General features: G+C 59.9%; 13 protein-coding genes. 5 read left to right on the top strand and 8 right to left on the bottom strand.

Going from position 1 to position 16609, the window contains the following annotated elements:
• Positions 1–5 precede the first annotated feature (5 nt).
• Positions 6–995 carry a D-alanine--D-alanine ligase gene (locus AB5Y99_RS14365; RefSeq protein WP_123173222.1) on the bottom strand — a complete coding sequence of 330 codons (990 nt, stop codon included), beginning with the start codon at positions 993–995 and terminating at the stop codon, positions 6–8.
• A gap of 204 nt (positions 996–1199) precedes the next feature.
• Entirely contained in the window at positions 1200–1808 is a 609-nt protein-coding gene (locus tag AB5Y99_RS14360; protein WP_123173223.1) for a 2OG-Fe(II) oxygenase, read from the bottom strand.
• A gap of 350 nt (positions 1809–2158) precedes the next feature.
• Here AB5Y99_RS14360 and AB5Y99_RS14355 point away from each other — a divergent pair, with 350 nt between their 5' ends.
• Positions 2159–2635 (top strand): glutathione peroxidase, encoded by a 477-nt coding sequence (locus AB5Y99_RS14355; RefSeq protein ID WP_368209982.1) that lies wholly within the window; start codon positions 2159–2161, stop codon positions 2633–2635.
• Between the two features lie 182 nt (positions 2636–2817).
• The gene (locus tag AB5Y99_RS14350; protein WP_368209980.1) at positions 2818–4221 is read left to right on the top strand and encodes a DEAD/DEAH box helicase; all 1404 of its coding nucleotides are present in this window, start codon (positions 2818–2820) and stop codon (positions 4219–4221) included.
• A 98-nt stretch (positions 4222–4319) separates the two neighbouring features.
• Here AB5Y99_RS14350 and hutW read toward each other — a convergent pair whose 3' ends face one another.
• Entirely contained in the window at positions 4320–5681 is a 1362-nt protein-coding gene (gene hutW, locus AB5Y99_RS14345) for a heme anaerobic degradation radical SAM methyltransferase ChuW/HutW (protein ID WP_368209979.1), read from the bottom strand.
• Positions 5682–5936: 255 nt separating this feature from the next.
• Here hutW and AB5Y99_RS14340 point away from each other — a divergent pair, with 255 nt between their 5' ends.
• On the top strand, positions 5937–7532 hold the full coding sequence (locus AB5Y99_RS14340; protein WP_005360022.1) for a methyl-accepting chemotaxis protein: 1596 nt from the start codon (positions 5937–5939) through the stop codon (positions 7530–7532).
• 125 nt (positions 7533–7657) lie between these two features.
• On the opposite strand, the gene aroG is transcribed toward AB5Y99_RS14340, so the two are convergent.
• From aroG to AB5Y99_RS14315, 5 genes are all read right to left on the bottom strand, one after another.
• Positions 7658–8713 (bottom strand): 3-deoxy-7-phosphoheptulonate synthase AroG, encoded by a 1056-nt coding sequence (gene aroG / locus AB5Y99_RS14335; protein ID WP_323892453.1) that lies wholly within the window; start codon positions 8711–8713, stop codon positions 7658–7660.
• 220 nt (positions 8714–8933) lie between these two features.
• Complete coding sequence (aroA, locus tag AB5Y99_RS14330) at positions 8934–10217, bottom strand: 3-phosphoshikimate 1-carboxyvinyltransferase (protein ID WP_323892452.1); 1284 nt, start codon at positions 10215–10217, stop codon at positions 8934–8936.
• A gap of 227 nt (positions 10218–10444) precedes the next feature.
• A complete protein-coding gene (gene serC, locus AB5Y99_RS14325; protein WP_042080392.1) occupies positions 10445–11533 on the bottom strand; it encodes a 3-phosphoserine/phosphohydroxythreonine transaminase in 1089 nt (362 codons plus the stop codon).
• A 225-nt stretch (positions 11534–11758) separates the two neighbouring features.
• Positions 11759–12685, bottom strand: a complete 927-nt coding sequence (locus AB5Y99_RS14320; RefSeq protein ID WP_204379685.1) for an electron transfer flavoprotein subunit alpha/FixB family protein — start codon at positions 12683–12685, stop codon at positions 11759–11761.
• Positions 12682–13434 carry an electron transfer flavoprotein subunit beta/FixA family protein gene (locus AB5Y99_RS14315; RefSeq protein ID WP_204379684.1) on the bottom strand — a complete coding sequence of 251 codons (753 nt, stop codon included), beginning with the start codon at positions 13432–13434 and terminating at the stop codon, positions 12682–12684. Before AB5Y99_RS14315 ends, AB5Y99_RS14320 begins: the two co-directional genes overlap by 4 nt.
• 169 nt (positions 13435–13603) lie before the next feature.
• Here AB5Y99_RS14315 and AB5Y99_RS14310 point away from each other — a divergent pair, with 169 nt between their 5' ends.
• Together AB5Y99_RS14310 and corA are read left to right on the top strand one after the other, a co-directional pair.
• Positions 13604–15247, top strand: coding sequence for an electron transfer flavoprotein-ubiquinone oxidoreductase (locus tag AB5Y99_RS14310; RefSeq protein ID WP_323892451.1), 1644 nt, complete (start codon positions 13604–13606; stop codon positions 15245–15247).
• A 292-nt stretch (positions 15248–15539) separates the two neighbouring features.
• Positions 15540–16487: a magnesium/cobalt transporter CorA gene (gene corA, locus AB5Y99_RS14305; RefSeq protein WP_005337059.1), complete on the top strand. Its 948-nt coding sequence runs from the start codon at positions 15540–15542 to the stop codon at positions 16485–16487.
• Positions 16488–16609: the final 122 nt, after the last annotated feature.

The raw sequence follows: 16609 nt of genomic DNA, 5'->3' as shown, positions 1-16609 counted from the left end.
CGCAGTTAGCTGGCCTTGCGCAGGATCTGCTCAAGGTAGTCGGCGAAGCGGTGACCGTGATGCTCCAGCAGTTTCGGGAACATGGAGATGGAGGTCATGCCCGGGAAGGTGTTGATTTCATTCAGCAGGATCTCCCCCTCCTCAGTCAGGAAGAAGTCGATGCGCGAGAGATGAGTCAGTTTCAGCTGACGGAACGCCTTGAGGGCATACTCGTGGATCGCATCGGCCTGCGCCTGGGTCAACCCCTCGGCACGCAGTGCCGTCTCGGTATGGCTGGCGCTGCTGTACTTCTCTTCATAGGTGTAGAACTTGTCCTGCGGCACGCAGATCTCGCCCGGATAAGTCGCCACCAGCTCGTCACCATACTGGTAAACCGCCACTTCCAGCTCGCGCGGCTTGACCGCCTTCTCAATCAGTACCTGCTCGGAGTAACCGAAGGCATCGGCAATGCCCTTTACCAGATCCACTTCGTTGCTGGCCGAATAGCAGCCAACGGAAGAGCCTTGGGAGGCCGCCTTGATAAAGACCTTGCCCCACTTGGCCAGCGCGGCTTTGGCCTCGGCCAGCGCAGCGTCATTTTGCTCGGTCAGGAACAGGTACGGGGTGTTGGGAATGCCGATGGCGGAGAGCCACAGCTTGGTGCTGATCTTGTTGAAGCAGATCTTGCTCGCCTCGGCATCGCAACCGAGATAAGGCAATCCGGCCAGCTCGAGGAAGGATTGCAGATCGCCGGTCTCACCCGGGTAGCCGTGGATGCAGGGCACCACGTAATCCACCGGACGGGCCACGCTGTCAAACGAAAGCAGCTTGTCCAGCCCCAGCTTGCACTCGCGGCCATCGGCACTGAGCCAGCGATCGGCGAACATCTCGACGCGGGTCACTTCGACACCGGGCAGAAGGCCCAGTTGTTGCTCGAGGAAATTGGCGCTGCGCAGAGAAACTTCGTGCTCTGAGCCACCGCCGCCGCACAGCAGCAAGACATGCATGTTCTTCATTAGATGTGATCCCTTGGGAGAAGCGGCCTCGTCATGACCATTTGATAAGCCAACCACCATAAAAACCGGACGAAGCCAGATACGAACATAAGTGCGCGCCAGTGTAGCAAGGGAGATCAACCCTTGTCAGCTGATGGGAGACCCATGACCCCACATCTTGCAGTGAAAAGTCTCCCCTGTGTCAAAATCGGGACACATTGCCCCTCAGCGCGGGGGATCGACCCTTCCCATGCCGTTGCCATTGACCCGAAACCAGCCGGCAATACTGTAGCGCTCCTGATTGGCAGGCAGTACCTCGTGGGGAAACTCCTCGGAGAGAAACATGACCAGCCTCCCCCCCTTGGGGCTGACATCCATCAGAAACTGCTCCTTGTCGTCATACATGCGCAGCACTCCACCCGCTTCGGGCAGCCAGTCGTTGTTTAGGTAAAACACTGTGGTAAGACGGCGGTTGGAGCGACCGGCAAAGGCATCCCGATGGGTGGCATAAAAATCCCCGCTGCGATAGCGGGCGAAGTGGGCCTCGTAGTCGAACAATCCCAGCATCAGCATCCGGTTGGCGGCAAGACGCAGGGACTCCATCCGGGCGAGGTAGTCAGCCACCGGCGCACCGAGGGAGGGCTCCAGCCAGTGGATCTGGTCACGGCGAATGTCGGGATTGCCCTGATGCAGGGCGTCACGGCCGATCCCGGCCGGTTGCCATTCGCCTGGCAAACAGGCTTTGAGGGCATCCACCTCGGCGACGGTCAAAAAATCATCCACTATCACCCATCCCCGGGTGTAAATGGCATCCATGGCAGCTTGATAGTCCAAGATTGGCTCACAATGAGTGGAAAGAGGGCGCTTTGTAGCGACTTACCGGCAAAGTCACAAACCGGTTTGCTTCTCTTGAGAAGTCCCAACATCAATACGCGAGTTGCTGCCCGCCGCCCCGCGTTTTTGTCGACAGTTGTGATCCCGCCCTGCCAAAGAGCGTATTGGCTGTCGAATCTGTGATGGCCCTTGCAATCGGGACGAGGAGGCGCCGCGGCCTCCTTGCGGTGCCAAGAGCCAGCCGATACCGTAGCCGCATCGCCATGTTGCTGTTCATCCGGCGCTTGTCTCTGTCACCGACCGAACTACTCACGGCACAACCCGCGCATCATCCACGAAAGGATCTTCTCATGCCTCTGCCCGATCTCACTTTGCAACGACTGGATGGTACCCCCTACCCGCTGACTCAACTGGCGGGCAAGGTGGTGCTGGTGGTCAATGTGGCCAGTCGCTGCGGCTTTACTCCCCAATATGAAGGGCTGGAAACGCTCTATCGGGAACTCGGCCCCAAGGGGCTGGTGATTTTGGGCTTCCCCTGCAACCAGTTCGGCAATCAGGAGCCTGGGGATCCGGACGAGATCGCCCGCTTCTGCTCCCTCGACTATCCGGTCACCTTCCCCATCATGGCCAAGTGCGATGTCAACGGTGAGCATGCCCACCCCTTCTACCAGTGGCTCAAGCAACAAAAACCGGGCTTTCTTGGGCTGGAAAACGTCAAATGGAACTTCACCAAGTTCCTGATAGACCGCGATGGCAACGTGGTGGAGCGTTTCGCCCCCCAGGCCAAACCGGAGAGTCTGGCCGAGCAGATCCGCGAGATGCTCTGATGCTCCCGCACCGTTTTACGCCACTGCGTTGAACGATTGTATGGCGGCCGGTGCGACAGCTACTGCGCAGCGGCCGCTCTTTTGCTATATTACGGCCCCACTATCTTTTCCATATCGTGGCTGGCCCCAACATGCTGGCTGCCCGTTGAGCCAAAGGCTCATCTCAGGAGTTTCTCTCGAACATGTCATTCAACGAACTGGGTCTGTCTCCGCATATTCTGCGGGCCGTCAAGGAGCTGGGTTACGAACAGCCAACCCCCATCCAGCAGCAAGCGATTCCGGCCATTCTGGCCGGTCAGGATGTGCTCGGCGGCGCTCAGACAGGCACAGGCAAAACGGCCGGTTTCACCCTGCCGATGTTGCAGCGTCTGCTGGCCAACCATGGTCGTGGCCGTCGTCAGGTGCGCGCACTGGTACTGACCCCGACCCGCGAACTGGCGGCACAGGTGGGCGAGAGCATCATCAAGTATGCCCACCACCTGCCGTTCAAGACTCTGATCGCCTATGGCGGTGTCAGCATCAAGCCCAATCTGGACGCCATCAAGCTGGGGGTAGACATTCTGGTCGCCACCCCGGGCCGTCTGCTGGATCTGCTGACCCAGGGCGCCCTGACCCTGAGCCAGCTGGAAGTGCTGGTGCTGGATGAAGCGGATCGCATGCTCGACATGGGCTTTATCGTCGACATCCGCCGCATCATGAAGGCGCTGCCTGCAGAGCGGCAAACCCTGCTCTTCTCTGCCACCTTCTCAAACGACATCAAGGCGCTGGCCGATGATCTGCTGAACGACCCCACCCTGATCGAGGTGGACCCCAGCAATACTGCCGCGGAGCAGGTGACCCAGCGCATCATTCAGGTAGATCGGGAACGCCGCCGCGAGCTGCTCTCCCACATGATTGGCCGTGGCAACTGGCAGCGGGTGCTGGTGTTTGTCCGCACCAAGCAGATCGCCGACCGCCTCGCCCAGCAGATGCAAAAAGATGGCCTCAATACCGTGGCGATCCACGGTGACAAGAGCCAGGGAGCCCGCAACCGGGCGCTGGCCGATTTTCGCAGTGGCGAGGTGCGGGTGCTGGTAGCGACCGATATCGCCGCCCGCGGTCTGGACATCGATCAACTGCCCTACGTGATCAACTTTGAACTGCCCCAGATGGCGGAAGATTACATCCACCGTATCGGCCGTACCGGCCGCGCCGGTCGTGGCGGCGAGGCCATCTCGCTGGTCAGTCAGGACGAGCTGGGTCAGCTCAAGGCGATCGAAGCCCTGATCGGCCAATCCCTGTCCGTGGAGATCCTGGAAGGGTATGAGCCAAGCGGCAAGCCGAGTCGCCAGACTCTGCCAGGCAGCAAACCGGTGCAGAACCCGCCTCGGGCTCGCGGCCATGCCAACGCCAAGAGCAGCAATGCCAAGGGCAAGCCAGCCGCGGGCAAGGGCAAAGCCAAAGGCGACGCCAGCAAAAAGCCTGCCCAGGCTCCTCAAAACAAGTCCCGCAAGCGGGAAGTAGTGGGTGAGGATATCGGCTTTGCGCCAATGCGCCGCTTGCCCAAAGCAATGCGCGACAGCTATCAGGAGAGCAGCGACGAGTAAGCTCGCGCGACGCTAACTGCCAAGCCAAAAGAGGGAGCCTGCAAGGCTCCCTCTTTCGTTATGGATCGCTCGGAGTCGTGCAAATGCTCCGCTCGGGCTCAAACCAGCGAATGGCGTACCGCGGCAGTACCGTGGCTGGGCGGCGCAGAACCATCGAGCGGATTGAGCTGCAAGAACTCGAACAAGCCAGCCTGCATATTGACGTTCCAGAAGCGGCCGGCGAGGGTGAGTTGCAACCGTGCGTTCTCGATCTCGGCCAGCCCATGCTGCTGCCAGGCGGCAAAGAGCGGCATCAGATGGGTCAGTAAAGGCGCTGGCAGACGATCCAGCGCCAGCACACCGCTGTCGAGGGCGCCACGCAGCAGACCGTCCATCCTTGCATTGGGATTGCGCCCCATCACCATCCCGGGCGCCCGCTTGCCACTGGCCAGCGCGTCGTGCCAGGGTGCCAGATCCCGCCCATACATCAAACCGTGACCAAGAATGTTGCCCCCCGCACCGGCACCAAAGGGGAGGATCTCCGCACCGCGCTTGGCCATCTGGTTATAACGACTCTGCTCGGCCGGACTGCGCCGCCAGTGGCTGCAAGAGAGACGCTCCCAGCCGTGAGCTTCCAGTTGCTCCCCGCCATAGGCATACATGGCCGCCCGCTGCTGGCCATCGGCGAGCCAATCCAAGGTGCCCTTCTCCTGCGCCCGCTCCAGATTGGTGCCCTGCATGGCGATGAGCTGGTAGAGATCGACCCCGTGTACACCGCTCGCCATCACATCGCGGATATCCTGCTGCCATACGACATCATCCTGACCGGGCAGACCAAAGATGAGATCCGCCACGATCACAGCCGCATCATCCCGGGTCAGCTCACCCAGACGGGTCAGCAGCGTCTCCCTGTCATCGAAACGGGCCGCCTGCTGACGCACCCGGGTATCAAAGCTCTGCACCCCGAAGGAGAAGCGGTTGAAGCCCCCCGCCAGCGCCACCTGCCATTTCTTATCATCAAAGCCGTTGAGGCGCCCCTCCAGTGTCACCTCGGCATCCGCCGCCAGCGGAAAACAGCGGATCACGGCAGCCAGCATGGCCAACTCGTCGGCGCTCATGTCGGTCGGCGTACCGCCCCCCACATAGACGGCTGAAAACGGCATGCTCTGCGCCAGCGGGGTGTCAGCCGCCTGCGCAAGGGAGGCGCACAAGGCGTTGACATAGCGGTTGATCCGCGCCGGGTTGGCACCATTTTCAAAGAAATTGCAGAAGCTGCAGCGCTTTCGGCAAAACGGAATATGGATGTAGAGGGCACGCTCCTCAGCTTCACTCTCTCGCTGCCACCAGCTCTGCCAGCCTGCCTCATCCAGCGGGAAGGGGCGCATCCCTCCCCGACTGGCGTGAGCCGAGGTCTTGGCGCTAAAAGCAAACTTGAGGGGATCCGGCGTGGCAATACCGGTCATGGAAGGGGTCAGATTCATGATGGTCACTATTATCAGCAAATAATGACAATGATAACGATTATCGTTACTGGCAATTTGTTCTGGATCAACCCGAGGAGCAGCCCCCTCCCGAAAGGCATTCTGGCAACCTGCATTACCGATCTGCTTAACAGATTATTTACTCAAGAGTGGTTATCGTGTGCCGATAGAGAACCATCTCCCGCCGTTTCTTCGTCTACGATCAAGATGATACGGGATCACATAACAACACCAAGCGCATGGAACTTGCCCAAAATGCATAACCTCTCCTTGAACTGGAAAATATTCCTCCCTCTTGCGCTGGTCATCAGCACCACCTTTGGCCTCTGCTTCGAACTCTCCGCCTGGCTGCAACGGGATCTCGCCATCCGGCTGGCAGAGGAGAAAGTTGAGAGCATGGCCAACACCTATATGGATCAGGTGAACGTGCTGATGATGACTGGTGGCATGGCCAACCGGCAGATAGTGCAGACCAAACTCAAGAGTGAAGCGGGCATCGTTGAAGCCCGTCTGGTACGCGCGCCGGCTGTCAGCAACCTGTTTGGCCCGGGTCATCCGGATCAGAAAGCGCAGGATCCCCTCGATGAGCGTGCCATCAATCAGGGCGAAGCCATCCTGGAGCAGCAGGGCAACCGGCTCACCCTGATCAAACCGTTCAAAGCCTACAAGGAGTATCGCGGCACCCAGTGCCTCACCTGTCACCAGGTCAATGAGGGGACCGTGATGGGGGCAGTGCGGATCAGTTATGACCTCAGCCACACCTTCGGCGAGATCCGCCACAACAACCTGATCCTGAGCGGCAGCCTAGCCGCCGTCTTCAGCCTCGGCTTCGGCTTGCTCTGGTGGGTATTGCAACGTTACGTGAAACACCCCCTGCGCCAGTTGCAGCTCACCATGATCCGGATGGCCAAAGAGCGCGACCTCGCCCTCCCCCTGGTCAATCACAGCCGAGATGAACTGGGCCAGATGACCCGTGCCGTCAATGATATGGTGCAGGGCTTCCGCCACAGCCTGCAGGAGGTGGAAGGGGCGACCCACCAGCTCTATCAGGAGTCGAACCAGATCCGTCAGGTGGCGACCCAGACCGAAAACTCGGCCCGCCAGCAAGAGGGGATGACCACCCAGGTTGCCGCCGCCGTCAGCGAGCTGGCCGCCAGCTCTCATGAAGTGCGCGAACATGCCCGCCACAGCGCCGAGCTCTCCGCCCTCACCAATCAGGATGCCGCCGATACCAGCCGCCTCGCCCAGCACTCCATCACTGATATGGGCGAGATGTCGGCAGAGATCGATCGGGTGGATCAGGTGATCCAGCAACTCGACAGCCGCTGCCTTGCGGTTGACGGTGTGCTCGAGGTGATCAAGGGGATTGCCGATCAGACCAACCTGCTGGCCCTCAACGCTGCCATTGAAGCGGCCCGGGCAGGCGAACAAGGCCGTGGCTTTGCGGTGGTGGCCGATGAAGTGCGGGCCCTCTCCAACCGCAGCCGCGCCGCCAGCGAAGAGATCTCCCAGATGATCGCCGCCCTGCAAAATGAGGCCCAGAGCGCTGTTACGGTGATCGGGGATGCAAAAAGCAAAGCCGATGAGAGCATCAGCAAGACCGAAGCGACCCTGGCAGCCATGCAGAACATCATCGAGCGCATCGCCCGCATCAACGACCTCAACGCCCAGATGGCCCAGTCGGCCGAAGAACAGGACAGGGTCTGCCATGAGGTAGACAGCTCGGTAAGCGATATTCGCAACACCTCCAACGACACCCTGGGTCAGGCGCACGCCGCCAACCTCGCCAGCATCCAGCTGGTGGAGCAGTGTCAGAAACTGGAGGCTCTGCTGAAAACCTACCGTTGGTAATCCACTCCACATATGAAAAAGCGCGACCCGAGGGTCGCGCTTTTGCTTTATGCATTCGATTTGGCCAAACGGTCGCTTGCTGTTCCAGCGGCGCACTGACTATTAACTACGCCGCCGGGATGACTTTAGCGGGCGTTGCGAGTTGCAACGGCATCAGCCAGGTTGCGCAGCAACACTTCGGTATCAGCCCAACCGATGCAGGCATCTGTGATGCTCTGACCAACGGTGAGTTCACACCCTTCCACCAGATCCTGACGGCCTTCTACCAGATGGCTCTCCACCATCACACCAAACACCGCCTTGCTGCCGGCACGCAACTGACCTGCTACGTCTTCGGCCACTACCATCTGGTTCTTGAACTGTTTGCTGCTGTTGGCGTGACTGAAGTCGATCATCACCTTCTGCGGCAGACCGGCCTTCTCCAGCCCCTTCACAACTTCGCTGACATGGGCCGCGCTGTAGTTCGGCTCACGACCACCACGCAGAATGATGTGACAGTCCGGGTTGCCGCGGGTCGCCACAATGGCGGAGTGACCATATTTGGTGACCGACAAGAAGTGGTGCGGCGCACTGGCGGCACCAATGGCATCGATGGCGACCTTGATGGTACCGTCAGTGCCGTTCTTGAAGCCCACTGGACAAGAGAGACCGGAGGCCAGCTCACGGTGAACCTGGGATTCGGTGGTACGGGCACCGATAGCACCCCAGCTCATCAGGTCCGCCACATATTGCGGGGTGATCATGTCGAGGAACTCGGAGGCGGTCGGCAGCCCCATGTCGTTGAGATCCAGCAGCAGCTTGCGGCCAATGCGCAGACCATCGTTGATCTTGCAGCTGTTGTCGAGGTACGGGTCGTTGATCAGCCCCTTCCAGCCCACAGTGGTGCGCGGTTTTTCGAAGTAGACCCGCATCACGATCTCCAGCTGACCTTTCAGCTCGTCGCGCAACGCCTTGAGGCGCTTGCCATATTCCAGTGCGGCCACCGGATCGTGGATGGAGCAAGGGCCAATCACCACCAGCAGACGCTCATCTTCACCGGTCAGGATCCGATGAATGGCCTGACGGGATTCAAAGACCGTATTTGATGCGGTCTCGGTAGCCGGAAACTTCTCAAGCACCGCAACCGGGGGTAATAACTCTTTGATTTCACTGATACGAACGTCGTCGGTTTGATGCTGCATGACAAGGCTTCCTGCTAGATGACTGCGATTAAGAAATCTCAACATAGCCCGCGACAGGGCATGTGTAAATAGGAAATTACAGCAATAGCAAAACTATTTTGCGTGGCAATCTTGCAAGTTATTGAAATGATGCTAAGCGAGGTGGCGATACGGGTGGGGAAGGTAAAAAGGCCCGCTCAGCGCGGGCCAGAAGAGTCGAGGATGACGGGTTTGTCAGTGATCAGCCACGCTGGCTGATACTGGCCAGCTTGTCGAAGTAATCCGGGAAGGTCTTCGAGGTGCACTTGGGATCATTGATGGTGACCGGAGTATCCGACAACGCCACCAGCGAGAAGCACATGGCGATACGGTGATCGTTGTAGGTATCGATCTCGGCATGCTTGAGCTGGGTCGGCGGGGTCACGGTGATAAAGTCATACCCCTCCTCCACTTCGACGCCCAGCTTGCGCAGCTCGGTCGCCATGGCGTGCAGACGATCGGTCTCTTTCACCCGCCAGTTGTAGATATTGCGAATGGAGGTCGGCCCCTCGGCAAACAGCGCGGCAACCGCGATGGTCATGGCCGCATCGGGAATATGGTTCATGTCCATATCCACTCCGTGCAGCGGTGCCTGCTCCGCCTCGATAAAATCATCGCCCCAGGTGATGCGCGCGCCCATCTTCTCCAGCACGTCGGCGAAGTGGATATCACCCTGAATGCTGTGCTTGCCAATACCGGTGACCCGCACCTTGCCCTTGATGGCACCCGCCGCGAGGAAGTAGGAGGCGCTCGAGGCATCTCCTTCCACCAGAAAATCACCCGGGCTGATGTAGGTCTGGTTGCCCTTGATGTAGAACAGCTTGTAGTTGTCGTGCTCGATGACCACCCCGAACTGCTTCATGATGTGCAGGGTGATGTCGATGTAGGGCTTGGAGACCAGCTCTCCCTTGATGTGGATCCGGGTATCACCGGCCGCCATTGGCGCCGCCATCAAAAATGCGGTCAGGAACTGGCTGGAGACGGAGCCGTCGACGTGCACATCGCCGCCCCACAGCCCCTTGGCATCCACCACCAGCGGCGGATAACCATCGTGTTTCAGGTACTGGATATGGGCACCCGCTTCACGCAGGGCATCCACCAGATGGCCGATGGGACGCTCTTCCATGCGCGGCTCACCGCCCAGGGTATATTCACCTGAGCCGAGGCATAGCGCGGCGCAGAGCGGTCGCATGGCAGTACCGGCATTGCCGAGGAACAGATTGACCGGCTCTTTTACCGCAAAGCTGCGGCCCAGACCCTGCACGGTACACTCGGTCTTGTCGGCGGAGAGCTTGTACTTGACCCCGAGCTGGGTCAGCGCAGCCAGCATATGACGAATGTCATCGCTGTCGAGCAGGTTGGTCAAACGGGTGGTGCCACGAGCCAGCGCTGCCAACAGCAGCGCACGGTTAGAGACACTCTTGGAGCCGGGCAGATTGACCTCACCGGCCACACGAGAAATGGGTTCCAAACGCAACGAATTCATAGACTTCCTGTGCTATCTCAAAAATAAACGCCTGTCCGGACGTTAACAGCCTGCGTCCCGCTCGGCAAGGGCACTTTCAGGGGAAATCGCACGGCAAACGCCAGCGCGCTGGTTCTGTTGAAAAAAAGACGCCGGGGTATCCCCGGCGTCTTGAATCACTGCAATAGCTGGAAGCGGCTCACGGGTTGTCACGAGAAGCCGCCAGCAAGCACGTATGTACTTTCTTTTCAGCCGTGGCGCTTGGCAAAGCCATCCATAAAGCTCACCAGGGCCTTCACTCCCTCCAGCGGCATGGCGTTGTAGATGCTGGCGCGCATGCCACCGACGATGCGGTGCCCTTTGAGGGCCAGCAGGCCGGCAGCTTCCGATTCTGCCAGGAACTGCTTGTCCAGCTCGGCATTTTTCAGCTGGAACGGGATGTTCATCCGCGAACGGCAGCTGACATCCACCTGATTGCCGTAGAAGCTCGACTGATCGAGATAGTCGTAGAGGAAGTCGGCCTTCTCCTTGTTGCGCGCTTCCATCGCCTCGAGGCCACCCTGTTCCTTGAGCCACTCGAACACCAGACCGGCCAGATACCAGGCGTAGGTGGGCGGCGTGTTGAACATGGAGTCGTTCTTGGCAGTGAGCTGGTAGTCGAAAATCGAGGGGACATCGGCTCTCGCTTGATCCAGCAGATCATCGCGCACGATGGCGATGGCAAGCCCGGACGGCCCGATATTTTTTTGGGCACCAGCATAGATGATGCCAAAGCGGCTCACGTCGAGAGGACGGGAGAGAATGGTGGAGGAGAGATCTGCTACCAGCGGCACCTCGCCGGTGGCCGGGATGTCGAACATCTCGATGCCGTCAATGGTTTCGTTCGGACAGTAGTGAACATAGGCCGCATCGGCGCGAAACGCCGGGGTCGGCAGCAGGTGAGAGATCCCCTGCTCGTTCTTGGCAACCCCCTGAAAGGTCTGGATATCGCCATACTTTTTGGCTTCATCCACCGCGCTCTGGGACCAGACGCCGGTCAGCAGGAAGTCCGCCTTCTTGTTGGCCCCGCCCAGCAGGTTCATGGGCACAGCGGAGAACTGACCGCGGCCGCCGCCGTGCATGAAGAGCACCTTGTAGTTGTCCGGCACCGCCAGCAGCTCACGCAGATCCGCTTCGGCCTTCTCGGCAACAGCCATGTAGGGCTTGCCGCGATGGGAAAGCTCCATGACCGAGGCTCCCAGCCCCTGAAAATTACAAAATTCGCGCTGGGCGCGCTCCATGACTTCAACCGGCAGCATGGCGGGGCCGGCGCAGAAGTTGTAAATCTGTTTGCTCATGACGCTTTCCGTGAGTGGATGAGAGTAATCGATGACTTGTCAGGTTTTACACAAGAGCAGCCAGCGGATCAAAGGCTTTTTGGGAGCTGGCTCAACCTTTTACTGTCATTCTGCATCCCCCTTGCAGTAGAAAAAGCCCTGAACGGGTCAGGGCTTGCAGGGAACATGCACAGAAATGGCGGACAGAGCGCATAAACGACCACAGCTCAGCCATTTCTGACAAATTTACAGTTTGGCGGTGAGCTCCGGCAGCAGAGTGAAGAGATCCCCCACCAGCCCGTAGTCCGCCACCTGAAAGATGGGGGCGTCGCTGTCCTTGTTGATGGCCACGATCACCTTCGACTCCTTCATCCCCGCCAGATGCTGGATGGCGCCCGAAATGCCGACCGCGATGTAGAGCTCGGGCGCCACCACCTTGCCGGTCTGCCCCACTTGCAGATCGTTGGCGACATATCCCGCATCAACGGCGGCCCGCGATGCCCCCACCGCCCCACCCAGCTTATCGGCCAGCGCCTCAATCAGGGCAAACTGCGCCTTGGACCCCAGTGCCCGGCCACCGGAGACAACCACCCGGGCGGCGGTCAGTTCGGGCCTGCTGGAGCGCACCGCGCGGCGCTCGACCAACCGGGTACGACCAGCGAATTCGGGCACGGCCAAGCGTTCGATGAGAGCCTGCCCGCCCGTCGCCGCCTTGGCAAAGGCGGTGGCCCGCACCGTCATCACTTTGATGGGCGCCGAGCTTGCCACTCTGGCAATGGCATTGCCCGCATAGATGGGGCGCAGGAAGGTGTCGCTGCTCTCGATAGCCGTCACCTCGGAGAGCATCTCCACCCCGAGCCGGGCCGCTACTTGTGGCAGCAGCGCCTTGCCCATGGCACTCGCCGCCATCAGGCAGTGGCTGTAACCCTGACACCAGGTGGCCAGCAGCTTGTCCACTCCATCCAGCAGCCCGTCGGCCAAGCGGGGATGTTCGGCAAGCAACACCTTGTCGACGCCGCCGAGAGCTGCCGCCTGTTCACCCGCCTCGGTCAGCCCCTGACCCAGTAACAGCAGGTCGACTTGACCGCCGATGGATCCGGCGGCGGTGACCAGTTGTGCCACGTTGTCGGCCAGATGGCCCTGATGATGTTCGGCAATGATCAGCACGCTCATGGCAGCACCTTCGCTTCGTGTTTGAGTTTGTCCACCAGCTCGTCCACCGAGCCCACCTTGATCCCGGCGCTGCGGGCTGGCGGTGCCATCACCCCTAGCAAGCGGGTCTGATTGGCCATCTCAACGGCGAGTGTCGAGAACGGAGCGCTATCAAGCGGCTTGCGCTTGGCCTTCATGATGTTGGGCAGCGAGGCAAAGCGCGGTTCATTCAAACGCAGATCGGCGCTCACCACCGCAGGCAACGGCATGCCCAGGGTCTCGAGGCCACCGTCGATTTCGCGGGTCACCAGCAGCTCTCCCGCTTCCACCTTGAGGGCTGACGCGCAGGTCGCCAGCGGCCAATCATTGAGGGCAGCCAGCATCTGGGCCGCCTGATTGTTGTCTGAATCGATGGATTGCTTGCCGAGCAGCACCAGATCCGGCTGCTCCTGCTCACACACCTTGTGCAAGGCGCGGGCGACAGTCAGCGGGGTGAGCGTCTCATCGGTGACATAATGCAGCGCCCGATCCGCCCCCAACGCCAGCCCATGGCGCAGTTGCTCGGCCGCCGCGTCCGGGCCAAAGGTCACCACCACCAGCTCGCTGGCGACCCCGGCTTCCCGCAGCCTGACCCCCTCCTCCACCGCAATTTCACAAAAGGGGTTGATCCCCATCTTCACATTGGCGAGCTCCACGTCGGAGCCGTCTCCCTTCACCCGGATCTTGACGTTGTAGTCGACTACCCGTTTGATTGCGACCAGCAGCTTCATGGGGTCATGCCTCGTCTCTTTGGATTGAATTCATTAGTGTGCCTCTGCGTTTGTTGCAGTACGCTCTTCCCTGATTTTTTGCTTTTTCTTGCTCAGTTTTGCTTACAACTGCTTTACGTTTACGTAAACTACCAGCATTACCCTAGGCCAACCAGAGCGCAGAGGCAAGATGGAACGGGAAGCAATGGAATTTGATGTCGTCATCGTCGGCGGCGGTCCGGCGGGGCTCAGTGCAGCCATCGCCCTGAAACAGCAGGATGCCACTCTCTCTGTCTGTCTGCTGGAGAAGGGGGCGGAAATTGGCGCCCACCTGCTCTCCGGCGCCCTGTTTGATCCCGTCGCCTTGCAAGAGCTGCTGCCGGATTGCTGGCAGCAAGCACCGCTCGGCGTGCCAGTCAGCGACGATCAGGTACATCTGCTGCAAAGCGAGCACCGCTCCCTGCAACTGCCCGCCTGGGCCGTGCCGCCCCGAATGCACAATGAGGGCTGTCACATCGTCAGTCTTGGCAATCTCTGCCGCTGGCTCGGCCAGCAGGCGGAAAAAAAGGGAGTCGAAATATACCCGGGGTTTACCGCCAGCGAACTTATCATGGAAGCGGGCCGGGTCAAGGGGGTGATCACCGGCGATCTGGGGCTGGATCGGGCGGGCAATCCAAAAGCTGATCATGTGCCCGGCATGGCGCTGCTCGGCCGCTACACCCTCTTTGCCGAAGGAGCCCGCGGTCATCTCGGCAAGCAGCTGATCGCCGACTTCAACCTGGCAAGCCCTGCCCAGCCCCAGCACTATGCCATCGGCTTCAAGGAGCTGTGGCAACTGCCAGCAGGCCAAGGCAACGCAGGACAGGTGCTGCACGGCAGTGGCTGGCCCCTCGGCAAGCAGGGGGGCAGCAATAGCCACGGTGGCTTCTATCTCTATCACATGGAGGGGGATCAGGTGGCGGTCGGGCTGATTGTCGATCTCAACTACCAGAATCCCTGGCTCAGCCCGTTCGACGAATTCCAGCGCCTCAAACATCACCCGCTTATCGCTGGCGTGTTGCAAGATGGGGAGCGCATCAGCTATGGCGCACGCGCCATCACCAAGGGGGGCTGGCACGCCCTGCCCCGCATGCACTTCCCGGGCGGCCTGCTGATCGGTTGTAATGCGGGCACCCTCGACTTTTCCCGCATCAAGGGGATCCACACAGCCATGAAGTCCGGCATGCTGGCGGCAAAAACCGTCGCGATGGCCCTGCGGGGGGGCGATGAAGGGGGCCGGGATCTGGCCCAGTATGATGACGAGCTGCACCAGAGCTGGCTGGCCCGCGAACTCAAGGCGGCGCGCAACTTCGGCGCGGCTCTTCATCGCTATGGTCCCTGGTTGGGCGGTGTCTTCAACTGGCTGGAGCAACGGCTGTTTGGCGCAAACTCGCCCTTCAAACTGCTCGATAAGGCTCACGATTACCGTCAGCTGCGCGTGGCCAGCCGCTGCGAGCCCATCCATTACCCCAAACCCGATGGCAGACTGAGCTTTGACAAGCTCTCGTCTGTGTATCTGGCCAACACCAGTCACGACGAGGATCAGCCTTGCCACCTCAAGCTGCAGGACGAGCGCATTCCGGTCGAGGTCAATCTGCCCACCTGGGCCGAGCCCGCCCAACGCTACTGCCCGGCAGGGGTGTTTGAAGTGCTTGAAATGGAAGGCGCGGCCAAACTGCAGATCAACGCCGCCAACTGCATCCACTGCAAAACCTGCGATATCAAGGACCCCAGTCAAAACATTATCTGGACGCCGCCACAGGGGGGCTCCGGGCCCAATTATCCGAATATGTGATGAAGCGGGGCAGCGGCAACAAGCAGCCCCAGCTGCCCCTCCCCCAGCCAAAGGCGGGTTCTACCCCGCATAGCCGCTCAGGTGATCCGACCTCGCTGTTTTTTTGAACAAACAAGCTGAATCCCTGATGAATAGCCCCTGACAAGCGCGGCCCGCCCCTGTATAGTTCGCCGCATTCAGGTTTTCCATCGGCCCGATCTGCTTATCCACGGGATCGCCTTCTGCAGCGATCTAAGGCCGCATGACCTGTGCAACCATCCCTGATTACCCATGACTTTTTAAGGGGGGACAGATGATCACCGCCTACATTCTCAATAACAAGGTGCTGGACATAGTCACGCTCGGGCCTGACGACATAGTACCTGACAACACGGTCTGGCTGGATGCCTACAAGCCGGACACGGCAGAGCGAGAATGGTTGACGGGCCTGTTCCTGGAAGAGGTCCCCGACAAGGAAGAGCTCGACGACATCGAAGCATCCGCCCGTTTTTACTGGGATACCGATGGTCTGCACATTCACTCCCTGTTTCCCCAGCGGATCGGTCGTGACACCAAGGGTGTCCACGTCTCCTTTACCCTGCGCAACAACCTGCTGATCAGCATTCGCGAAGATGACATCGGGCTGGTGCGCCTGCTGCGCCACTATATGCGCCAGGATCGGCTGGAGGTGGAGGATGCCCTCGACATCCTGCTGGAGGTGCAGAACCTCAAGGTGGAGTACCTCTCCGACCTTATCGAAGATGGTTACAAGACCTTGGAAAACACCGCCGATCAGATCTTCGAGCCGGATCAGATCAACCCCATGCTGAAAGAGTTGATGGCACAGGAAGAGGCAAACGGCCAGATCCGTCTCTCTCTGCACGATACCCGCCGCGCCCTGCGTTTCCTCAAACGCAGCCTGCGCCAGCGCATGAGCCTTGAGCAGAACAAGTGGATCGACGAGATGCTGCACGACGTGGAGTCTCTCTTGCCCCACACCCAGTTCCTGTTCGACAAGATCAACTTCCAGCTGGAGGCCTCCATGGGGGTGACCAATCTGGAGCAGAACAAGGTGATCAAGATCTTCTCGGTAGCCGCCGTGATCTTCCTGCCGCCGACTCTGATCGCCAGTATCTACGGCATGAACTTTGGCCGCATGCCGGAGCTCGCCTGGGAGTATGGTTATCCCATGTCACTGGTGCTGATGGTGATGTCATCGCTCGGCACCGGCCTCTTCTTCAAGCGCAAAGGCTGGCTGTAACGCCGCCGACGCGCACCGCGATATCTGAAGAAACGGATTGGGGGGCATGGTCCCCCGATTAATTTGCGCCACGCCCAACGCCTTGCAAAGGATGCTTCGTCGCCCCATATCCCCTTCATCAC

Origin of the sequence: Aeromonas sp. R4-2 (assembly GCF_040908295.1) — a bacterium.
Taxonomy (GTDB): domain Bacteria; phylum Pseudomonadota; class Gammaproteobacteria; order Enterobacterales; family Aeromonadaceae; genus Aeromonas; species Aeromonas veronii.
This window is presented reverse-complemented; position numbering and strand designations above follow the sequence as displayed.